Here is a 21200-nt window from a genome sequence, read left to right as displayed (position 1 = left end):
CTGAATTGGGGAGTTCGGGCGCATGTCGTTGAGGACGTACGTCCTCGCCGTGGATGTGGGAACGAGCAGGATCGCGGCATCCATCGCGAGCGTCGATGCTGAGGGAAACATCGAGACGACCCGCTTCGCGCTGGGCAGACAAGCGGACAGCGCGCCGAGTGCCGTCTTCGTCTGCGACGAGGACCTGCTGTTCGGCGAGGCGGCCGAACGTCGCGGACTGGCCCAGCCGGAGCGACTGATCCGCGAATTCAAGCGACGCATCGGGGACGACGTGCCCGTCGTCGCGGCCGGCCACCGCTACGCACCCGAGGATCTGTTCGCACGAACCGTCACGTGGGTCGTCGAAGCGGTCGCGGAACGCCAGGGAACCCATCCCGAGGCGATCATCGTGACGGTCCCCGTCGCGTGGGGCGACTACCGGAGGAGCCTCGTCACGGCGGCGCTCGCACGCGAGTCGGAGTGCCGGGTGGAACTGGTGAGCGAGCCGGTCGCCGCGGCCTGGCACTACGAGTCCGCGTCCCCTCTGCCACCGGGCAAGGTGCTGGCGGTCTACGACCTCGGCGGAGGAACGTTCGATGTGGCCCTGGTCGGCAAGGACGTCGATGAGCTGCGGATCATCGGGACCCCGACCGGCATCGGCGACTTCGGCGGCGCGGACTTCGACGACCTGGTGCTGCGCACGACCGTCGCGGCGGCGGGCCTGACCGCCGACGAACTGGCGTCCGACGCCGGGGCTCGCGTGGGACTCGCGTCGCTGCGCCGTGAATGCATCGAGGCCAAGGAGGCCCTCTCGTTCGATTCCGAGGCCGCGATCCCGGTCCTCGTCGCGGGTTCGGCGAGCTCGGTGCGGATCACGCGCAGCGAGTTCGAGGACCTCATCGGAGCAGGCATCGAGCGCACGATCGACGTGCTGCACGACTCTCTCGAGACGTACGACATCGGCGACCGTCTCGATGCGATCCTGCTGACCGGGGGCTCATCACGGATTCCGCGCGTCGCGCAACTCCTGTCCGAGCGATTCGATGTGCGCATCGCTGTGGATGCCGACCCCAAGGCGATCGTCGCCCTCGGCGCGAGCCGAGTCCTCATCGACCGCTTGACGCGCACCCCCGGTGAGCTGGTCGGCCTGGAAGACGGGGCGGCGGCCGCATCCGCACTCGTCGTGGCCGATGCCGCGCGGCCGGCCGCATCCGCCCACGCCGCGGCGGGAAGCTCCGCCACGAGCGAACCCAAGCGTCGCCGGTGGTTCCAACGGCTTCCCGCGACGACGGCGATGGCCGGCGGGGCGCTCGTGCTCGCGAGCGGCATGGTGCTGCTCAGCTCGTCGACTCTCGGCAGCGCGTCGCGCATCGGTCTGGACACCCCCGCGTACGCCGACCCGCGCCAGGCCGCACCCGGTACGGGGCAGGCGGTGGAGGCCGCGGCATCCGAACAGGGACCGACCGCGCCCGAGGATGAGGCGGTCGAACCGGAGACGCGCGTCGCGAACCCCCGGGTCGATGCGCCGAAGAAGCCAGCCCCGGACGATCGTGCGCCCGGCACTTCCGTCGCCCCGCGAGCCGGCAACCAGGTGCCGGCACCCGGTACGACGTCGCCGTCGGCGAACGGCGACGGGGGCTCCGCCGCGGACGGGAACGGCTCGTCGACGTCGACCAGTCCCGAGCCGGATCCCACGACAGATCCTGCGTCAGTGGCCGATCCCGCACCGGTCCCATCTACGGACCCCGACCCGGGCCCGACCACCGATCCCGAGCCCGCACCGGCCGCCGACCCGGAGCCGGCTCCGACCCCCGATCCCGACCCTCAGCCCGAACCCGAGCCGCAGCCGCAACCCGATCCCGAGCCCCAGCCCGAACCCGAGCCGCAGACGCAGCCACAGCCACAGCCGACGCCGGACCCGACGCCGCCCTCCCTCCCCGATCCGCAATGATGTCCGCGCTTCCCACGCTGATCGTCGCACGCGACTGGACGGCATCGCATGCCCAACTCGACGACATCCGGTTCCCGGGTGAGAGCGCGCGGGCAGTCGTCTCTGGCAGCGCCGGGTCCGGCAAATCGACGCTGCTGCGGAGCCTCGCGCGCATGCTGGCGGACGAGGGCGTCGAGACGGTGATGTCGCGCGCCGCGACCGACATCCCCGCGACGCCCCCCTCGACAGTCCTCCTCGTCGACGACGCGCACCAGCTCGACGTGGACCGACTGCGTGTGCTCGCGGATCGCGCAGACGACCCCGATGCCGGACTCATCGTGGCCGCGCGGACGTGGCCCGCCCCGGCGGAACTCGCGCCGGTGCTGTTCCGCCTCGAGCGCAGTCACCCCGCGATCCTGCTGGGCGAGGTGACGCGGCCGCAGTTGCGCTCGGAGCGCCCGGATCTCGGCGACTGCGAGGACGCGGTCCTGCACCTCACCGGGGGCATCGCCTGGCTCGTCCACGAGTGTGTCGGCGCGCATGACGACACGGACTGCGCCGACGACCCGGAACACCGTACGCTGCACGAGAGCCTGCGGCCCCGCATCCTGCACCGACTGATGTCGGTCTCCCCGGATCTGCGCAGGCTGGTCGATGATCTGTCGCTCGGCCTGGCTCCGCTGGCGAATGCCGACGGCCGGGGTGAGGACCTGGAGTCGCTGCTCTCGGAAGGATACGCCGAGGGCCTGCTCACCGGCGACGGCAGGCCTGCGCCGGTCGTGGCCGAGTCGGTGCGCGCTGTGGCGCCGGTCACGCGAGTGATCGACGCCATCCAGTCGCCGGGCTCGTCCGCATTACGAGACGAGGTGGTGCTCCGGAGCTTCGATGGCATCACAGATGCGCGTGCCTCTGCGGCCCTGGCTGCACGGGCCCGAGCCGTACTGCCGGGCGACGCTGCGCTCGCCGCCGCACTGCTCGAGCAGTCGGTGGCCTGCGGCGCCGATCCCGCGGCGATGGTCCGCGAACGCGCCCAGGCCGCGTGGATGCTCGGCCGACTCGATGAAGCGGGGGTGCTGCTCGACACGCACGCCGCGTCGGCACCGGCCGATTCCTCGGGCGAGCTCGCCGACCTGGCTGCTGCGCTCTGGGCCGACCGCGGCATGGTCAGGCTCGCGGACGAGACGTATCGCGCGAGGATCCCGCGCGATGACCCCGCCTCGGCCACGCGAGCGCGCGTCGCGGCCGCGGGGGCGGGGCGCACTCCCGCACCACAGGCGGTCGCGCCCGGATCGCCGATGCCCACACCGCCTTCCCTGCTGCTGACCGCCTACGAGCTCCTCGATCGCGGCCTGGTTGCGACGCTGTCGGCGACGACCCCGATCTCTGCGCTGTCGGACCTGCAGCGGGCGTCGGAGCTGTACACGGCATCGGCCGACTCCGGCCCATCCGTCGAGCTCCCCGCCGTGATCGCGGCCGCGGCGGCGATCGGCCTCGGCGATCTCAAGTCCGCGCAGACGATCGTCGACGACGCGCTCACCGGAGCTCAGGGCGGGTCCCACCGCGAGCCCCGGCTCGAGCTGTGGTCGGCCTGGATCTCGCTGCAGCGGGAGCGTCCCGTCGAGGCCCGCGCGGCCCTGGCGCGCGCGACGCACGGCAGGGCGCTCTCTCCGCGCGACGACGCCTTCGCCGCGACCATCGAGATCGGACTCGCCCGCCGCTACGATGACGCTGCCGGCCTCGCTGCAGTGTGGGAGGCATCGCACGCCCGCATCACCCGCGTCGAGCCTGACCTCTACTCGCTGCTGCCGCTGGGCGAGCTGGTCATCGCCGCGGCGCGTGTCGGCGCTCCCGAAGCGATGGAGGCGTCCTTCGAAGCCGGTCTGAGCCTCGTCGCCGCACTGGGTGAGCCGCCGGCGTGGTCGACCTCGCTCCACTGGGCAGGCATCCAGCGTGGAATCCTGCTCAACCGCCCGAAAGCTCTCATCCCGCACGCACGCGCGATGGTGTCCGCCGCATCCCACAACCGCCTCGCCGCGCGCATGGCACAGGCGGGGCGCGTGTGGACGTCGGTGCTGGCAGGCACGGTCGACCCCGACGCCGTCGAGAACGCCGCTCGGGGTCTGGCCACGGTCGGGCTGGCATGGGACGGTGCGCGGCTGGCCGGACACGGAGCCGGCCGCTCGGACGACCGCAAGGTGATCGCGCGCCTTCTGGCGTGCGCGCGCGAGCTTCACCCGCGCGATTCGCTCCGGCCGGCAGACGGCGGGGAGCACGCCGAAGCCCCCGACTCCGCGGGCGACAGCCCGCTCAGCGAGCGGGAGCGCGAAGTGGCAGAACTCGTGCTGCAGGGCAAGACGTACGCAGAGATCGGCGAGGCGATCTTCATCTCGCCTCGAACCGCCGAACACCACATCGCGCATATCCGGCGCCGCCTCGATGCGACGTCCCGATCGGACCTGCTTGCGAAGTTGCGCATCGCATTGGACGTCGCCGCGCCGCCCACGCGGGCCGCACCCGAGGAGTCGCTCCCGTGACCCCGCACCAGACGCTCCGGAGCATCGGGGGAACTCCCGATGCTCCCGCGATGGTGCTCACCTACCCTGATTCCACCCGCAGATGATCATCACCGTGGAGGTGTTGAGAGATGACCACGCCTCTGGCGACTGTCGCCAACTCGATCATCGAGTTCATCCTGAGCCTGCTGCGCGATCCCGCGGCGCTCAAAGAGCTCGAGGACGACCCTGAGACCACGCTGGCCAAGAACAAGCTGGCGGGACTGTGCGCCGACGACGTCCGGGCAGTCGCACCGGTCATCTACGACCGTCCCGATGTCGTCCCGCGCACAGCTGCGCATCCGCAGCCCGCGAGTACGCACGCCGCCCCCGCGAGTCACGCCGATGTCGTCAACGAGCTCACGCGGATCACCACGAGTTGGACGATGATCGACAACCGCTCCACGATCATCGACCAATCGGTGAACCAGAACATCTGGACCGAGGGCGGTGACGTGAGCCAGATCTTCGACCAGTCCGCCGGGATCGCGTCCGGCGACGGGTCGATCGCCGCCGGCGAGGACACCACGATCGACAACTCGAGCAACGTCGACGCCGATGCGGGCGACGACACCCTTGCCGGACTGCCCGGCGTCGTCGATCCGCCAGACGATGCCACGGATGCCGCACCGGGCGCTGAGGCCGGCGCCGGCGCCGGCGTCGGCGCCGGCTCCGGATCCGGCTCGGATGCAGACTCGGCCGACGATGCGGACGCGGGAGCAGCAGTTCCGGTCGAGACCGACCTCGACGCCCTGGCAGAGGAGACGGTCGACCAGCAGGCGATGCTCCAACCGGATGAACAGCTCGCGGCCTCGGTCGACGCCGGTGTCCCTCAGGACGCGGTCGACGTCGTCGAGAGCGTCCCCTCGGTGCCCGCCTACGACGCTCCGGCACCCGAGGTGGACGATGCGGTGTGGAGCGAGCCGGCCGAGCCGGCCGTCGTCGACGAGGTCGCCTACGCCGACGACCTCACCGAAGAGCAGTAGCGACAGTGGCCGAATCGACGTATCCGGGCGGGCAGGGCTCTGCCCGGCCCGCCGTCGTCCCCTCGCAGCCCGCGACTCCTGCCGATGAGTCGCCGAAAGCGCCGCCCTCTCGCCCGTCGCTCACGAGTCCCAACGCGGCACCCGTGCTCACCAAGCTGACACCGCCCTTCTCGGTGCGGGTGGCGCAGTTCTTCTGGATCGTGAGCTTCCTGGTGGGCGGCTTCGCCGTGGTCTACGACGTCATCATCCGTCGGGAGCAGCTGCCGCTCATCGTCGAAGCAGTGCGTGCGGTCGATCCGAGCCGGAGCGAGCAGACATACACGACAGCGGCCGACATCATCTTCTGGTCGCTGTTCGGTGTTCTGGTAGGCGTGCTGCTCGTGCAGATCACCCTGATGGTGTCGTTCATGGCGCGCAGACCGAACGTGCGCTGGTGGCAGCTGCTGACCTGGGTCGTGCAGGTGGTGACGCTCGCACTGGCGCTGGACCTCGCGCTGACCGGCGAACACGCCGAGCCGCTGCGACTCATCCTGGCGGCGCAGTGCGCGTTGGTGCTGCTCGCGCTGCTCGCAAGCGTCATGCCGAAGGCGATCGCCTGGTCAGCGCGGAAGCACGACGTCGTCCGCCATCGTCAGGACGACGCCGCCGTCGGTTGAGGCGACCTGCTCCAGGCTGCGGATCACGGTATGGCAGAGGCCCACTGCTCCGCGCTCGGTGAGCGGCGACTCCGCGATCCCACGCCATCGCGTCAGCAGTTCGTCCGCGCGGTCACGCACCGTGGCCGCGTCCGCCGACTCATCGAGCCCGAGCCGGACCCGGGGTGCCGCGCCGCTGCCCCCCACGATGCGCTCCGCCTCCTGCAACAGCTCGGGCGACAGCGCGTAGCCCCCGGCGCGTGTGCGCGACAGCGCGCCCAGCTCCCGCAGCGAGTGCGTCGTGGCGAAGATCCGCTCGATCTCGGCGAGCAGCGCGTCGCTCCCCGGCCGGGGATTCTCGCGCAGCACCGCTTCAAGCCCCGGCAGCGATCCGTAGACCTTCAGCGTGCCGGCGCGCGCGCGGAAGTGGTCTCGTACCATCGCCTGCAGCGTGTTCAGCCCGCTGCGCTCGAGGAGTCCCTCCGCGAGCGCGGTCGACGTGATCGCTCCGCCACGGATGAGCGCTGCCGACAGTCGGATGCCGTACAGCCCGAAGCGGGCGAGCAGATCCCGCCGCGCCGCTTCGGTGAGATCGATGGCATCAGTCGGGCGGGCGAACCGGTCTGCGGACAGCAGCATCTTCTCGCGGGTCGCCCGGTCCAGACCCGCGATGAGTGTGAGCGCCTGGAATTCGTTTTCGCGAAGCGTCCGAGCCGTTTCGGCGACCAGCCCCGCCACGGGGATGACGTCCAGGACGAGGGCGTGCAGGTCGCCGTCGTCCGCGTAACGCCGCGCCACCTGTCCGGCTGACAGCAGGGAGTCGATGCGCGCCGAGCCGATCTCGTCGGCGCGCGACAGGACGGCAACGGCGTTGACCGTCAGCGCACCGCCCAGGGCAGCATCCCGGAACGACTCCAGGAAGTGGCGGTCGGACGAATGCAGATGCCGCATCAGATAGATGACGGCGTCGGGGGCGGACGCTGCGCTCTTGCGCGTCAGGAAGTCGGTCGCCCGCGCCGAGACTTCTGTGGAGAGCGAGGCGATGCCTGGTGTGTCGATGAGGATGAGCGACCGCAGGCTCTCGGACGGCCATCCCACGTCGATCCATGCGACCTCGTCGGCCGTCGCGCCGTCCAGGTCGATGACGACACGGCCGCCGTCGCGCTGGAAGCGCAACCGGCGCGGCGCGCCCTCGTGGGGGTACAGCACGATGCCGGGTGTCGACGCGCGCCGGTACCAGGTCACGACGCGCGTGCACTCTCCGGCATCCGTCGCGGCGATCGACTCGCCGAGCATCGCATTGAGGAGCGTCGACTTCCCTGCCTTGACCATGCCCGCCAGCGCAAGACGCAACGGGCTCTGCAGACGACGGTCGAACGCGCGGATGACCTCCGCGACGGGGTCGTCGGCATAGAGTTCGAGCGCCTGCTGCGCGATACGCCGCGCGTCGGCGAGGGCTGCTTCCGTCATGCGATACGGCTCTCCGGCTCTTGGTCGCTCATCGGACGATCGCCGCTCGCTCCGGCGGGGGCGCGACCGCCGGAGCGGCGATCTGCGTGCGCAAGGTCTCGAGTTGACGCAATTGCGCGCCCAGCGTCTTCACGCGCTGCTCGCGCTTGCCGCTGTCGACGCTCGCCGCCTGCTTTGCGGCCGTCATCGCCTCGGTGAACGAGCGGTGCAGCTCGTCGGCGAGCGCGCCGAAGTGGTCCCGCGCGGTGCGCTGCACGACGCGCAGGCGGTCCTTGAGCTGCTTCCCGGCCTGGAAGATGACCTCGTCGATGTGGCGGCGGACGATGTTCTTCGCCTCGGCCTGCCTGCGCGCGAGACGGTTGCCCATGTCTTCGCGGAATGCGCGACGGCCGACGATGACGCCGGCGATGAGCGACAGCGGATTGATGAGGGGGAGCCCGATCAGTCCCGTCGCCAGCCCCACCATCAGCACGCCGCCGTACGAGCCGCGCACGCCGATGAAGATCTTCTCGGCCGCACTCATGCGTCCCTCATCGAGATCGCTGATCGCCTCGACCGGATCGAGCACGCCCGCGGCATCGGCGACGTCGATCGCGGGCAGGCTCTCCTCCCCCTCGAGGAAGAGCTCGGCGACCTGCTCCGAGAGCCACCGCGCCCGCTCGTCGGTCCACACGAACGTCTCCGACACCGCGGACGAGATCCTCTGGTCGAGCCATTCCGTGATCTGGTCCCAGATCGGTCCCGGGTCACCGTCGTCGATGGATGCCTCCGCCTCGCGTTGCACTTTGCGGAGGCGATCACGCAGATCGTGCTCCATGTCGGCGATCAGATCCGCAACGCCGTCGGTGAGCGTCACCTGCCACCGGGCGGAGCGGCTGCGGAACTCGTCGGCACGGGACTTGGCCTCTTCGAGCTGAACCAGCAGCCGGGGGCTCTCATCGGGGTCGACCAGCGCGGTGAGCTCCGACCGCAGGGCGATCGTGAGCTGCTCGACCACCGAGGCGAGGTCGTGCAAGGCGCTGCGCTCGTGGATCTGCTCGGCACGCTCGAGGATCTGCTGACGCAGGTGACCGACGAGGTCGGGGAAGCCGGATTCGTCGTTGAGCTCGGCGTCGCGCGTCTCGGCCGCGAGCAGGCGCAGGTCGCTCGACACCGAGAACATCGGGATGTCGCCGATCTTGGACAGATGGCTCCGGTCGATGCGCTCGATCTCGCGCCACTCGGGATACAGGTCGGTCTTGGCGAGGACGGCCGCGACGTTCGGCGAGACCCGCATCGCGTGTCGCAGGAACTGCATCTCGGGTTCGGTGTACTCCTGCGACGCATCTGAGACGAGGATGACGGCGTGCGCACTCGACAGCGCCGAGAGGGTCAGCAGCGCGCTGCGCGAATCGAGTCCGCCCACGCCGGGGGAATCGACCAGACGCAGCCCGCCGCGGAGGATCTCGCGCGGCAGCAGCACCTCTGCGGAGATGATCCGACGGATGTTCTCGGGGTTGCCCTTCGCCGAGACGAAGTCGGCCAACTCGGCGAGCGGAACGACATCCCGCCGGGGTTCGACGTTGCCCTCGCCCTCGGGCTGCACCAGGACACTCGCCGACGCCTCCGATGCGTATCCCACCACGGTCGGCACCGTGGTGGCGATGTCGTCGTCGACGGGACAGGCCGGCGCGTTGACCAGCGCGTTGACCAGCTTGCTCTTGCCCTGCTTGAACTCGCCCACGATGATGACCCGCACGTGCGGATCCCGCAGGCGATCCCGGGTCTGGATGAGACGGCGCACGAGATCACGACGACCCGCCTGGGCCGCGGCTCTTCCGACCTGGCCCACCAGTTCGAGGAGGGCGCCGTCCGCATCGGGAGGGGCGGCCGGCACTCTGTCGTCACGGTGGGCGTCGTCGTCGTGTTCCGTCAACAGCTGCGCTTCCTTGCTCTCTTCCCGCGCGAGTCCAGGTCAGGCCGGGAGATCGAATGCGGTGGCGTCGGGCTCGCCTCCGAGCTCGTAGAGGTCCGGCCGATCGCCCCACAGCGCGTCGGCATCGACATCCCAGTCGGACACCGACACGTTCTCGATCTCTTCCGTGAAGACGTTTGCGAAGGGATATCCGCCGTCGAACCCGTCAGAATCAGCGTCCGCTGCCCCGAGATGTGCAGCGTCCAGATCCTCACCGGCGATCCCGGCGGCGTCGGCGGGCACGACGTCAGCGGGCGCGACGTCACCCGGCGTATCGCTCATGTCGTCCCAGTCGTGGCCACCGGCCATCGCACTCTCCTCGTCGCTCGGAGATCTCACGGGGTCTGCTCATCAGTATCGCGGTCGATCCGCCATGACGGTATGGGGTGCGTGTGCGCCCGACCGCAGGAGCGGTCGGGCGCACAGGCATCCCCAGTTCGGATGGCGCTCCCCCATTCAGAAGAGGTCGACCTCGTTCTGCTCGGCATCCGGGCTGTTGACGATCCCGTCGTTCTGCAGTTCGACGTCCACATCCACGTCCGACTCGTACTCGTTGAACGCGTCGTCCAGATCCACATCGGTCGAGTTGTCCTGGAACGAGTCCTCGATGTCGGTGTTCGTCGAGTTGTCGGTGTTGAAGGCATCGTCCAGCTCGACGTCCACATCGGTCGAGTTGTCGGAGTTGTCCTGGAACGAGTCCTCGATATCCGTGTCGACATCCCAGTTCGTCGAGTTGTCGGTGTTGAAGGCGTCCTCCATCGCGACATCCACGTCGGTGTCGACCGAGTTGTCGGAGTTGTCCTGGAACGAGTCCATGATCGACACCGAGTTGTCCTGGAACGAGTCCTCGATGTCGACATCGATGTCCCAGTTCGTCGAGTTGTCGATGTCCACATCGTCACCCGCGGCGACAGCGCCGTCTCCGGACGCGAGACCACCCTGCTGCCCGAACATCTGGAACACGCCACCCGAGCCGTTCGCCCAGATGTTCTGGTTCACCGACTGGTCGAACATCGTCGACCGCGCGTCGATGGTCAGACCGCCTGCTGCGGCGGCACCGCCGGCGCCACCGCTGAGGTTGAGGTCGCGGAAGCCGGTCTGGTACTGACGGACGCCGGTCGTGATCGAGTGGTCGTTGAGCGTCTGCTGGTTGAACGAGTCGGTGATGTCGACGTCGGTGTCCCAGTTGCTGGAGTGATCGTCGTTGAACGAGTCGGCGACGTCGACGTCCACGTCGGTGTTGGTCTCGTTGAACGAGTCGTCGATGTCGACGTCCACGTCGGTCTCGGTGGAGTTGTCCGAGTTGTCCGAATTGTCGGAGTTGTCCGAATTGTCGGAGTTGTCGGAGTTGTCCGAATTGTCGGAGTTGTCCGAGTTGTCCGAGTTGTCGGTGTTGGTGGAATTGTCGGAGTTGTCGTTGAGCGAGTCGTCCAGGTCCACATCGACGTCGGTCTCGGTGTTGCCCGAGTCGTCCACATCGATATCGGTGGAATTGTCCGAGTTGTCCGAGTTGTCCGTGTTGGTGGAGTTGTCGTTGAACGAATCCGCCAGATCGACGTTCGTCTGCAGACCCAGAAGGTTCGTGTTGTCGTCGGCCATGATGATCTTCTTTCTTGACAGGTTGCCGGTCGGCGTGTTGGTAACGAGTTTCGGCGCTCGGCAGCATCCGGTCATCGGGAGCTGTCCCCCCAGAACCCCCTCTGCCGCCCGGGGTTGTATGGGGGACGCCCGGCGGCCGCCGGCGAGGGGCCGTAGGCTCGGCGGGTGGACCTCGCCGAACTCGGAGCCCTGCTGACGCGTGAAGGGCTTGCCCTGCTCGACACGCTGCCTCCCCTGGAGTCGTCCGACGATGTCGCCCGCGTCGTGACGCGCCTGCGTCGCGACGGGCACTCCCCTGACCTGGTGTCGGCCGTCGTCGGGCAGGCCCGGCTGCGCACGCGCGCGCGGGCCAAGTTCGGCGATCTGGCGGAGCGCATGCTGTTCACCCGCGCGGGCCTGGAGCAGGCCACCCGGCTTCCGATCGCCGCACGCCACGCGGCGCGGTTCCGCGACGCCGGCCTGTCGCGCGTCGCCGACCTGGGCTGCGGCATCGGCGGTGACGCCCTCGGCCTCGCGGCGCTCGGCCTGCGGGTGGTCGCGGTCGACGCCGACGAGGTGACGGCCGGCATCGCCGCGTACAACCTCGCCCCGTTCGGGGACGACGTCGAGGTGCGGCACGGCACCGCCGAGGCGACGGACCTCGACGGCGTCGACGCCGTGTGGCTCGACCCCGCCCGCCGGACCGCCGGACACAGCGAGACGACGCGCACGCGGCCCGAGGACTGGTCGCCGTCGCTCGACTGGGTGTTCGACCTGGCGCAGCGGATGCCGGCAGGCATCAAGCTCGGTCCGGGCCTCGACCGCACCCTCATCCCCGACGACCTCGAGGCGCAGTGGGTGAGCGCCGACGGGTCGACGGTCGAGCTCGTGCTGTGGTCGGGCGTGCTCGCACGGCCCGGGGTGAGAAGAGCAGCGCTCGTCATCCGCGGGGATGCCGCCCACGAGCTGACGTCCGCGCAGGATGCCGCCGACGAGCCCGCCCGCGAGCTGGGCGCATATCTGCACGAGCCGGACGGCGCGGTCATCCGTGCGCGCCTGATCGGCGAGGTGGCACGGTCGCTCCAGGCCGGGATGCTCGACGAGCACATCGCCTACCTCACATCGGACGAGGCCCTGACCTCGCCGTTCGTGTCGACGTTCCGCGTCCGCGAGGTGCTCCCGGCGGACCCGAAGGCCCTGTCGAAGGCGCTGCGCGACCGCGACATCGGCCGGCTCGAGATCAAGAAGCGCGGCGTCGACCTCGACCCGGCCGTGTTCCGCACGAAGCTCAAGCTGCGCGGCGCGGGATCGGCGACGCTGTTCGTCACCCGCATCGGCACGCGACGCACCGCGATCCTCGCCGACCGCGTCTGACTCCGTCGTGGGTGGGGAGGGAGAGCGGCTCAGCCGATGAGGTTCGCGCGCATCGCAGCGTACAGCAGCCAGCCGGCGCTGTAGAGGATCGACACCGCGCCGATCACGATGGCCCAGACGGCCATGGCGCGGCTCTCCAGCGGCCGCCGCAGCGCGAACACGGCCGACACGACGGCGACCAGGCCGATGGGGAACCCCCACCCCACGAACAGCGACACCACGAGCCCGATGATGGCGAACGCGAGCGCCCAGCCGGCGAGGCCCTTGTGGATCTGCGGTTCGTCGGACGCGAGCCACTGCGCCGACGCGGGGGTGAGGTCGCCGTCGGGCTCCGTCGGGGCCGACTGCACGGTCACGGCGATGGGAGCCGTCGGCAGACGGAAGAATCCGCCCCGGTGCGACCCGGGCAGCATCGACGACGCGGCGACGATGTCGATGTCGGGCGAGGCGGGCTCGACCTTCGGCGGCTCGACCTTCGGCGGCAGCGGCTTCGGCGGCGCGGATGCCGCGGCCTCCGGCATCCCTTCGAGGCCGTCCGTGCCCTCCGAGCTCTCCGCCTCGTTCGCGGCCTCTGCACCCGTCGAAGGGCGCTCGTCCGACGGCGGCGCGTCGGGGTCGGCGTCGGGGGGCGGCATCCGCTCATCGGTCATGAGGACTCCGCGACCTGGATCTCGGTGACGGGCAGCGTCGAGTCGGCGCCGAAGGCGAGCGTCGACGGCTGCCGGCCCGACATGATGAGCTCCGAGGCGAGCGCCGCGATCATGGCGCCGTTGTCGGTGCACAGCGACAGGGGCGGGATGCGCACCGTCACGCCTTCGGCCGCGCCGCGTTCGAGCGCCGTGTCGCGCAGCCGCCGGTTGGCGATCACGCCGCCGCCGAGCAGCAGGCGCGGCACGCCGTGGTCGCGGCACGCGGCGAGCGCCTTCGTCACGAGCACGTCGACGACGGCTTCGCGGAAACTCGCTGCCACGTCGGCCACCGGCACCGGCTCTCCTGCCGCCTCGCGCTGCTCGACCCAGCGGGCGACCGCGGTCTTCAGCCCCGAGAACGAGAAGTCGTAGCGGTGCTTCGCCATGTCGCTCGCGCGCGAGAGCCCGCGCGGGAACGCGATCGCCGTCGGGTCTCCGGATGCCGCAGCCCGGTCGATCTCGGGCCCGCCCGGATACGGCAGGCCGAGCAGACGGGCGACCTTGTCGAAGGCTTCTCCGGCCGCGTCGTCCATCGTCTCGCCGAGCAGCTCGACGTCCGTGGTGAGGTCGCGGACGAGGAGGAGCGAGGTATGCCCGCCGCTGACGAGGAGCGCGACGGTGGGATACTCCAGCGGCTCCGCGTCGTCGTCGAGGATGTCGGCGGCGATGTGACCCACGAGGTGGTTCACGGCATAGAGCGGCCTCTCGAGCGACACCGCCAGCGCCTTCGCGGCGCCGACGCCCACCATGAGAGCCCCGGCGAGCCCCGGCCCGGACGTCACCGCGACCGCGTCGATGTCGGCCAGCGCCACACCCGACTCGGCGAGGGCGGCTTCGATCGACGGCTGCAGCGCCTCCAGGTGGGCGCGTGCGGCGACCTCGGGCACGACCCCGCCGTAGCGCGCGTGCTCGTCCATGGAGCTCGCGATCGTGTTCGACAGCAGCGTGCGGCCCCGCACGATGCCGATGCCGGTCTCGTCGCAGCTCGTCTCGATGCCGAGCACCAGGGGCTCGGTCGCCGAGCTCGTCGAAGCGTTCACGAGCACACCCCTCCGTCCATCCCGGTCGCCGATCCGCCCGTCCTGGTCGCCGAGCCCGCCGACGCGCTCCAGCCGCGCAGGTCGAGCTTCATCACCACGGCGTCCACGTCGTCGGGCTGGTAGTAGCGCGGCTTGCGGCCGATCTCGAGGAAGCCCTCCGACACGTACAGCGCCTGGGCCACCGGGTTGTCGGCGCGCACCTCGAGGAACACATCGGCGACGCCGCGGCTCACCGCCTCCGCCAGCAGGGCGCGCAGCATCGCGCGACCCCGGCCGCGGCCCCGGGAGGCCTCGGCGATCGTGATGGTCTGGACGTCGGCATCCTTCGCGTCCTTCACGGCCCGCAGCCCGGCGTAGCCGACGAGGCGGCCCGCTTCGTCGTCGACCACATACCAGCCGTGGGGCGATGCGAGCTCTTCGCGCATCATCGCCTCGGACCACGCGTCCGTCGGGAACGACGCCCGCTCGAGCGTCATGATCGCGGCGAGGTCATCGCCGGTGGCAGGCCGCAGGGTCATGCTTCGTCTCGCTCCCCGTCGCCGATCGACCGCGGCGCACCGCCCGCCGGCTCGCGCAGCACAGGCACGCCCACCCGCTTCGGCGCATGCGGCAGCGTCACGTCGGGCGAGCGCAGGTACAGCGCGTCCGCCGGTCCGATCGTGCGGCCGGCGGCGAGGGCTCGGGATGCCGCCAGCGCGAGCATCGCGGCGGGGATGCGGTCGGCATCCCGGCGCACCGCGCCCGCGTCCGCGAGCACCGCGTCCAGGTCGTCCCTGGGCACGAGCGCGGGCTCGGCGAGGCGGACCGGCAGGCCGTCGGCGTCGAGACCCCGGTACAGCGTGTACGCGAACTCCCGGCGCCGCGCGTCGGTGACGACGGCGAAAGGCTCGTCGGCGGCATCCTCGTAGCCGCCCGTGAGCGCGTCGTGGAGCAGCAGCTCCAGCGCGACGGCGTCGTGGCTCACCACCGGGACGACGGGCACCGCCCGGCCGAGCGCGAACGTGCGCGCGGCGGCGATGCCCACCCGCAGGCCCGTGAAGGGTCCGGGGCCCATGCCGGCCGCGACGTGCGTCACGTCGGACGGACCGATGGATGCCTCGGCCAGCGCCCGTTCGATCAGTGTGCCGATCATCTCGGCATGGCCGCGGGGGTCGGCGCTGACGGTCTGCGCGCGGATGACGCCGTCGGGCTCGACGACCGCCACCGCGGAGCCGAGCGACGTGTCGATGCCGAGGATCACCCTCCCAGGGTAGTCGGGCATCTCGGGGCGTCGCCCGCCGGGGCCGAGACCGACTCAGAACGCGTCTCGTCTTCGGAGGCCGGAGCCCCCGGCGCTCAGTGACCGGAGGCGGTGTGCCGCGTCACGACCACGCGGCGCGGCGAGTCGGCGTCGAGCTCGGCCTCGTGGGCGACCGTGCCGCACGCGTCGTCGACACCATGGCCGTGCCATTCGCGCTCGATCTCGAGCTCCCACCACACATCGCGAAGGCCGTCGACCATGCCGCGGCCCCACTCGACCACCACGACCGAGCCGTCGTAGTCGATGTCGAGGTCGTCGAGCTCGGCGGGCGATCCGAGGCGGTACGCGTCGACGTGCACGAGCGGCGCGCCGCCGTCGAGCGACGGATGCGTGCGGGCGAGCACGAAGGTGGGGCTCTGGATCGGCCCGCGCACATGCAGTCCCTCGCCGATGCCCCGTGTGAGCGTCGTCTTGCCGGCACCGAGGGGACCGGTGAGCACGACGAGGTCGCCGGGTCGCAGCATCCGCCCGATCCGCCGGCCGAGCTCCTCCATGTCATCAGGAGAGGCGATCTCGTGCGACCCGGCGATCGGGTCGAGGCCGCTCACTCCGCCACCTGCCTGCGGGGAACGCGCGCGCCGATGCGCGTCACGATCTCGTAGTTGATGGTGCCGGCGGCATCCGCCCACTCCGTCGCAGACGGCGCACCCAGCGTCGGATCGCCGAAGAGCACCGCCTCGTCGCCGACCGCGACCGTCTCGTCGCCGACGTCGACGACGAACTGGTCCATCGCGATGCGGCCGGCGACGGTGAACCGTCGACCGCCGATGACGACCGGCCCCGCGCCCGATGCCTGTCGCGGCACGCCGTCTGCGTAACCGACGGGCACGAGCGCGAGCGTCGTGTCGCGGTCGGTGCGGTAGTCGTAGCCGTACGAGACGCCCTTGTCGGCCGGCACGCGGCGCACGGCGGCGACCGCGCCGCGCAGCGTCATCGCGGGACGCAGGCCCAGGTCTGCGGACGTGCGATCCGCGAACGGCGACAGCCCGTACAGGCCGATTCCGATGCGCACGCAGCCGAGCCTCGACTCGGGCAGGTCGATCGCGGCGTGGGTGGCGGCGATATGCCGCAGCGGAGGCGCCAGACCGAACGATGCGGCGACCGCGACGCCGTCTTCGAACGCGCGCAGTGCGGCGCGGTCGTCGTCGTCCGACGCGTTGGAGAGATGGCTGAAGAGCGCGACGACGCGCACCCGCCCGATGCGCTCCAGCCGGGCGGCCTCGGCGAACACCACGCGGTAGTCGTCGGGCGCGATGCCGTTGCGTGAGAGCCCCGTCTCCAGCTTCAGGTGCAGCGCCACCGGACGATCCGCGGATGCCGCCGCCGCAGCCTTCTGCAGCTGGTCGAGGCTCGAGATGCCCAGCTCGATGCCGTGCGCGGCGGCCTCCGCGAAGTCGGCTCCGGGAGCGTGCAGCCACGCCACGATGGGAGCGTCGATGCCCGCGCGACGCAGCGCCAGCGCCTCGGTGATGTCGCTCACCCCGAGGCGGTCGGCCCCGCCGGCGAGCGCGGCGACCGCGGAGCGCACGGCGCCGTGCCCGTAGCCGTCGGCCTTGACGACCGCGATGATCTGCGAACCGGTCAGCCGGCGCAGGTGGCGCACGTTGTCTTCGATGGCACCGGTGTCGACGGTCGCCTCGCGCAGCGCTCCGGTGGGCAGGCGGCTCATGCGGACTCCTCCGGGGCTGCGGGTGGGCGAGACGGGGCGGTCGGGCGAGACGAGGCATCCGGGCTGAGACCGCGGACGCCGTCCTCGGTGGCGGCCGGATCCCCCGGTCTCGGCGAGACCTGGGCTGCCGGGACGGACTCGGCGATGACGTACGCGGTCGCGAGACCGGCGTCGTGCGACATCGACAGGTGCACGACGGTGATGCCGCGCGCGGCGACGACGGCCGCGGTCGACCCGGTGAGTGAGAACACCGGGCGGCCGGAAGGCTCCGACGCGACCTCGATCTCGGTCCAGTGGACCCCGTCCGATCCGCCGAGGGCTTTGATGAGCGCCTCCTTGGCGGCGTAACGGGCGGCCAGTGAGTGCGGCTTCAACAGTCGCTCGTTCGGCGAGAACAGCCGTTCGAGCAGCCGCGGCGTACGCGAGATGGTGCGCTCGAACCGCGGGATGTCGACGAGGTCGACGCCGATTCCGACGATCACGTGCACCTCCTGCCGCGCCGGTGCGCGGCATCCGTCAGACTACCTCGACGGCGCCCCGCCCCGCCCCGCCCCGCGACCATGCCCCACCCCCGCCGACGATGCGCTCCCCCGCACGACCATGCCCCATCCCACGCGACCATGCCCCATCCCGCGCGACCATGCCCTCCCCCACGCGACCATGCCCTATCCCACGCGACCATGCCCGTCCGGGCACGACCTTGCCCGGACATGCTCGGCGCCGAGGGGGCAAGCTCGGCACCGAAGGGGCAGGCTCGGCGCCGAGGGGGCATGCTCGGCACCGAAGCGGCATGCTCGGCGAAGGAAGGGCAGGCTCGGCGAAGGAAGGGCATGTTCGCGGGCCGGGCGACGAGCCACGGCACGCACGAGCGCGTGCTGGTGAGGAGTGGATGCCGGCGGCCGGGGCCGCCGGCATCCACTCACTCGACGGTGACGGACTTGGCCAGGTTGCGAGGCTGGTCGACGTCGAGGCCCTTCGCCGTGGCGAGGCCCATCGCGAAGATGTGCAACGGCACGACGGCCAGGAGCGGCTCGAAGAACGGTCCGGCGAGCGGGATGCGCAGCACCTCGTCGGCCTTCGGCAGCACGGCCGCGTCGCCCTCTTCGGCGATCGCGATGACGCGGGCCCCGCGGGCGCGGATCTCTTCGATCGACGAGACGACCTTCTTGTGCATCTCGGCCGAGGTGACCGGCGACGGCACGACGACGAACACCGGCTGACCGGGCTCGATGAGCGCGATCGGGCCGTGCTTGAGCTCGCCGGCGGCGAAGCCCTCGGCGTGGATGTAGGCGAGCTCCTTGAGCTTGAGCGCGCCTTCCAGGGCGATCGGGTAGCCGACGTGACGGCCGAGGAACAGCACCGAGCGGGTGTCGGCCATCCAGTGTGCGAACTGCTCGATGCGGGGCTGCTCGTTGTCGAGGATGCGCTGGATCTTGGCGGGCACCGCCTCCAGCTCGCGCACGTGCTCGGCGGCGTCGGCGGCCGACACGGCACCGCGCACGCGCCCGATGTGCAGACCCATCAGGTACAGCGCCGTGATCTGCGCCACGAAGGCCTTGGTCGAGGCGACCGCGACCTCGGGACCGGCGTGCGTGTAGACGATGGCGTCGGACTCGCGCGGGATGGTCGCGCCCTGCGTGTTGCACACCGACAGCGTCTTGGCGCCGTGCTCGCGGGCGTACTTGACGGCCATGAGCGTGTCCATGGTCTCGCCGGACTGGCTGATCGAGACGACGAGGGTGTCGGGGCCGATCACCGGATCGCGGTAGCGGAACTCGTGCGCGAGCTCGACCTCGACGGGGATGCGGGTCCACTGCTCGATCGCGTACTTGCCCACCTGGCCCGCGTACGCGGCGGTGCCGCACGCGATGACGATGATGCGCGAGATGCCGGCGAACAGGTCGTCCAGGCCGTCGAGCTCGGGGATGACGACTTCGCCGTCGTGGATGCGGCCGCGCAGCGTGTTGGCGACGGCCTCGGGCTCTTCCGACACCTCCTTGGCCATGAACGACGACCATCCGCCCTTCTCGGCCGCGGCGGCATCCCACGTCACCTCGAACGGCTCGACCTCGACCGGGTTCCCGGCGAAGTCGGTCACCGTGACGGCGTCGGGGGTGATCGCGACGATCTGGTCCTGGCCGATGGCGAGGGCGTTGCGGGTGTACTCGACGAAGGCGGCGACGTCGGAGCCGAGGAAGTTCTCGCCCTCGCCGAGGCCGATCACCAGCGGCGAGTTGCGGCGCGCGCCGACGACGAGGCCCGGCTGCTCCTGGTGCGTGGCGAGCAGGGTGAAGGCGCCTTCGAGGCGCGGCGCGACCGCGCGGAACGCGGCGACCAGGTCACCCGTGCGCCGGTACTCGCGGCCGAGCAGCACGGCGGCGACCTCGGTGTCGGTCTCGCTGCGGAACGTGAAGCCCTCCGACAGCAGCTCGGCCTTGAGCTCGCCGAAGTTCTCGATGATGCCGTTGTGGATGACGGCCAGCCGGTCGTCGTCCGCCAGGTGCGGGTGCGCGTTCCCGTCGGTCGGACCGCCGTGGGTGGCCCACCGCGTGTGGCCGATGCCGGTGGTGCCGTCGGTGAGGGGCCGTGCGGCGAGGTCGTCGCGGAGCACCTGCAGCTTTCCCGCCCGCTTGCGCATGCCGAGGCCTCCGTCGGCGTCGATCACCGCGATGCCCGCGGAGTCGTAGCCGCGGTATTCCAATCGCGACAGCCCCGAGATCAGCACATCCTGGCTCTGACGAGGGCCCACATATCCGACGATTCCGCACATGCGGTCCATGGTAGGCGGACGGTTTTGCGCGGTTCCTTTACGAATAGTGGATGCCGCCGGCCGCGGCATCCACCTGCCAGTTCTGGCGAGTCGCCAAGTTCAGCGTCTCGCGCCGGCAGATCCTGGCGACATGCCGTCGCACGACCGGGACGCCGTTCTGGCGAATCGCCAAGACTGCCGCGCTCGATGTGCCGGATCCGGCGACTCGCCACAATCGCACGCTCGTCGGAGGGCACCGCTCGACGGCCGGGCTCGACGGTCGGGCTGGGCGCTACAGCTTGCGCAGCAGGACGGTCTCGACCTTGTGGTCGGCCGCCTTCTGCAGCACGAGGTTCGCGCGGTGGCGCGTCGGCAGCACGTTCTCTTCGAGGTTGGGAAGGTTGATCGTGTTCCAGAAGCCGAGCGCGCGCTCCACGGCCTCGTCGTCCGACAGCTGGGCGAACACGTTGAAGAACGAGTTCGGGTTGCTGAACGCCGCGCGGCGCAGGGCGAGGAAGCGGTCGACGTACCACTGAGTGATGTGGGCGGCATCCGCGTCGACGTAGATCGAGAAGTCGAACAGGTCGCTCACCGCGACGTCGTTGGGCGTCGGGGGCGGCTGCAGCACGTTGAGGCCCTCGACGATGACGATGTCGGGCCGGCGCACGGTGACGACCGCGTCGGGCACGATGTCGTACCGCATGTGCGAGTAGAACGGCGCGCGCACCTCGGCGGCGCCGCTCTTGACCTCGGTGAGGAACGACACGAGGGCGCGCCGGTCGTACGACTCGGGGAAGCCCTTGCGCTCCATGAGCCCGCGACGCTCGAGCTCGGCGTTCGGGTAGAGGAACCCGTCGGTCGTGACGAGCTCGACGCGGGGCGTGCCCGGCCAGCGCGACGTCAGCTCGCGCAGCAGGCGCGCGATCGTCGACTTGCCGACGGCGACCGAGCCCGCGACTCCGACGATGAACGGGGTCGTGGAGTCGTGCTCGCCGAGGAAGGCCGACTCCTCGGCGCCGAGTCGCTTGGTGGACTCGGCGTACAGCGACAGCAGGCGCGACAGCGGCACATAGACCTGCGCGACCTCGTCCATGTCGAGCCGGTCGCCGAGGCCCCGGATCTGCACGATCTCGGTCTCGCTGAGCGGCTGCGTCATGCCGGCCGCCAGGCGGGCCCAGTCGGCGCGATCGATCTCGCGGTAGAGCGAGAGGGCGGGCGCGAGGGCGCTGGCGTCTTGCACGGTGGCTTCGTCGGCGGACATCGCGCCCATCGTAGCCGCTGGCACGAGAGGAGGA

At 70.8% G+C, this 21200-nt stretch carries 17 protein-coding genes and 1 pseudogene; 5 read left to right on the top strand and 13 right to left on the bottom strand.

Annotated features, from left to right (window positions below):
• Positions 1–22: 22 nt before the first annotated feature.
• The 4 genes from FB391_RS02140 to FB391_RS02125 all read left to right on the top strand — a co-directional run bounded on the left by FB391_RS02140 (position 23) and on the right by FB391_RS02125 (position 6103).
• Positions 23–1930: an Hsp70 family protein gene (locus tag FB391_RS02140; RefSeq protein WP_141892636.1), complete on the top strand. Its 1908-nt coding sequence runs from the start codon at positions 23–25 to the stop codon at positions 1928–1930.
• On the top strand, positions 1930–4443 hold the full coding sequence (locus FB391_RS02135; RefSeq protein ID WP_141892635.1) for a LuxR C-terminal-related transcriptional regulator: 2514 nt from the start codon (positions 1930–1932) through the stop codon (positions 4441–4443). Before FB391_RS02140 ends, FB391_RS02135 begins: the two co-directional genes overlap by 1 nt.
• 110 nt (positions 4444–4553) lie before the next feature.
• The gene (locus FB391_RS02130) at positions 4554–5447 is read left to right on the top strand and encodes an IniB N-terminal domain-containing protein (RefSeq protein WP_141892634.1); all 894 of its coding nucleotides are present in this window, start codon (positions 4554–4556) and stop codon (positions 5445–5447) included.
• A gap of 143 nt (positions 5448–5590) precedes the next feature.
• A complete protein-coding gene (locus tag FB391_RS02125) occupies positions 5591–6103 on the top strand; it encodes a hypothetical protein (RefSeq protein WP_141892633.1) in 513 nt (170 codons plus the stop codon).
• On the opposite strand, the gene FB391_RS02120 is transcribed toward FB391_RS02125, so the two are convergent.
• From FB391_RS02120 to FB391_RS19580, 4 genes are all read right to left on the bottom strand, one after another.
• Positions 6047–7552 (bottom strand): dynamin family protein, encoded by a 1506-nt coding sequence (locus tag FB391_RS02120; RefSeq protein ID WP_141892632.1) that lies wholly within the window; start codon positions 7550–7552, stop codon positions 6047–6049. The two genes, FB391_RS02125 and FB391_RS02120, sit on opposite strands and share 57 nt — an antisense overlap.
• Before the next feature lie 28 nt (positions 7553–7580).
• Complete coding sequence (locus FB391_RS02115; RefSeq protein WP_246093322.1) at positions 7581–9467, bottom strand: dynamin family protein; 1887 nt, start codon at positions 9465–9467, stop codon at positions 7581–7583.
• 39 nt (positions 9468–9506) lie between these two features.
• A complete protein-coding gene (locus FB391_RS02110; protein ID WP_141892631.1) occupies positions 9507–9815 on the bottom strand; it encodes a hypothetical protein in 309 nt (102 codons plus the stop codon).
• A 147-nt stretch (positions 9816–9962) separates the two neighbouring features.
• The gene (locus tag FB391_RS19580) at positions 9963–11105 is read right to left on the bottom strand and encodes a hypothetical protein (protein WP_185842897.1); all 1143 of its coding nucleotides are present in this window, start codon (positions 11103–11105) and stop codon (positions 9963–9965) included.
• Positions 11106–11270: 165 nt separating this feature from the next.
• Between FB391_RS19580 and FB391_RS02100 the strand changes: the two genes are divergently transcribed.
• On the top strand, positions 11271–12458 hold the full coding sequence (locus tag FB391_RS02100) for a THUMP-like domain-containing protein (RefSeq protein WP_141892630.1): 1188 nt from the start codon (positions 11271–11273) through the stop codon (positions 12456–12458).
• A gap of 29 nt (positions 12459–12487) precedes the next feature.
• On the opposite strand, the gene FB391_RS02095 is transcribed toward FB391_RS02100, so the two are convergent.
• From FB391_RS02095 to coaA, 9 genes and pseudogenes are all read right to left on the bottom strand, one after another.
• Positions 12488–13108 carry a DUF4190 domain-containing protein gene (locus FB391_RS02095; RefSeq protein WP_141892629.1) on the bottom strand — a complete coding sequence of 207 codons (621 nt, stop codon included), beginning with the start codon at positions 13106–13108 and terminating at the stop codon, positions 12488–12490.
• Positions 13105–14187: a tRNA (adenosine(37)-N6)-threonylcarbamoyltransferase complex transferase subunit TsaD gene (tsaD, locus tag FB391_RS02090; protein WP_141892628.1), complete on the bottom strand. Its 1083-nt coding sequence runs from the start codon at positions 14185–14187 to the stop codon at positions 13105–13107. Before tsaD ends, FB391_RS02095 begins: the two co-directional genes overlap by 4 nt.
• Positions 14184–14705: a ribosomal protein S18-alanine N-acetyltransferase gene (gene rimI, locus FB391_RS02085; RefSeq protein ID WP_141892627.1), complete on the bottom strand. Its 522-nt coding sequence runs from the start codon at positions 14703–14705 to the stop codon at positions 14184–14186. The genes tsaD and rimI overlap by 4 nt, the downstream gene beginning before the upstream one ends.
• The gene (tsaB, locus tag FB391_RS02080; RefSeq protein ID WP_246093320.1) at positions 14702–15427 is read right to left on the bottom strand and encodes a tRNA (adenosine(37)-N6)-threonylcarbamoyltransferase complex dimerization subunit type 1 TsaB; all 726 of its coding nucleotides are present in this window, start codon (positions 15425–15427) and stop codon (positions 14702–14704) included. The genes rimI and tsaB overlap by 4 nt, the downstream gene beginning before the upstream one ends.
• 95 nt (positions 15428–15522) lie before the next feature.
• A complete protein-coding gene (gene tsaE, locus FB391_RS02075; protein WP_141892626.1) occupies positions 15523–16035 on the bottom strand; it encodes a tRNA (adenosine(37)-N6)-threonylcarbamoyltransferase complex ATPase subunit type 1 TsaE in 513 nt (170 codons plus the stop codon).
• On the bottom strand, positions 16032–17156 hold the full coding sequence (alr, locus tag FB391_RS02070) for an alanine racemase (protein WP_185842896.1): 1125 nt from the start codon (positions 17154–17156) through the stop codon (positions 16032–16034). The genes tsaE and alr overlap by 4 nt, the downstream gene beginning before the upstream one ends.
• Positions 17157–17284: 128 nt before the next feature.
• Positions 17285–17638 (bottom strand): annotated as a pseudogene (locus FB391_RS02065) (holo-ACP synthase); the annotation flags it as partial.
• 437 nt (positions 17639–18075) lie between these two features.
• A complete protein-coding gene (gene glmS, locus FB391_RS02060) occupies positions 18076–19926 on the bottom strand; it encodes a glutamine--fructose-6-phosphate transaminase (isomerizing) (protein WP_141892625.1) in 1851 nt (616 codons plus the stop codon).
• A gap of 271 nt (positions 19927–20197) precedes the next feature.
• Positions 20198–21166, bottom strand: coding sequence for a type I pantothenate kinase (gene coaA, locus FB391_RS02055; protein WP_141892624.1), 969 nt, complete (start codon positions 21164–21166; stop codon positions 20198–20200).
• Positions 21167–21200: the final 34 nt, after the last annotated feature.

The sequence above is a fragment of the Microbacterium kyungheense genome, from assembly GCF_006783905.1.
Taxonomy (GTDB): domain Bacteria; phylum Actinomycetota; class Actinomycetes; order Actinomycetales; family Microbacteriaceae; genus Microbacterium; species Microbacterium kyungheense.
The sequence above is the reverse complement of the archived record's forward strand: the minus strand, read 5'-3'. Positions and strand labels throughout refer to the sequence as shown.

Excerpts from the sequence above, each read along its gene's own strand:
- FB391_RS02140 (WP_141892636.1), top strand. The coding sequence starts at position 23 with ATGTCGTTGAGGACGTACGTCCTCGCCGTGGATGTGGGAACGAGCAGG.
- FB391_RS02135 (WP_141892635.1), top strand. The coding sequence starts at position 1,930 with ATGTCCGCGCTTCCCACGCTGATCGTCGCACGCGACTGGACGGCATCG.
- FB391_RS02130 (WP_141892634.1), top strand. The coding sequence starts at position 4,554 with ATGACCACGCCTCTGGCGACTGTCGCCAACTCGATCATCGAGTTCATC.
- FB391_RS02120 (WP_141892632.1), bottom strand. The coding sequence starts at position 7,552 with ATGACGGAAGCAGCCCTCGCCGACGCGCGGCGTATCGCGCAGCAGGCG.
- FB391_RS02110 (WP_141892631.1), bottom strand. The coding sequence starts at position 9,815 with ATGGCCGGTGGCCACGACTGGGACGACATGAGCGATACGCCGGGTGAC.
- FB391_RS19580 (WP_185842897.1), bottom strand. The coding sequence starts at position 11,105 with ATGGCCGACGACAACACGAACCTTCTGGGTCTGCAGACGAACGTCGAT.
- FB391_RS02095 (WP_141892629.1), bottom strand. The coding sequence starts at position 13,108 with ATGACCGATGAGCGGATGCCGCCCCCCGACGCCGACCCCGACGCGCCG.
- rimI (WP_141892627.1), bottom strand. The coding sequence starts at position 14,705 with ATGACCCTGCGGCCTGCCACCGGCGATGACCTCGCCGCGATCATGACG.
- alr (WP_185842896.1), bottom strand. The coding sequence starts at position 17,156 with ATGAGCCGCCTGCCCACCGGAGCGCTGCGCGAGGCGACCGTCGACACC.
- glmS (WP_141892625.1), bottom strand. The coding sequence starts at position 19,926 with ATGTGCGGAATCGTCGGATATGTGGGCCCTCGTCAGAGCCAGGATGTG.
- coaA (WP_141892624.1), bottom strand. The coding sequence starts at position 21,166 with ATGTCCGCCGACGAAGCCACCGTGCAAGACGCCAGCGCCCTCGCGCCC.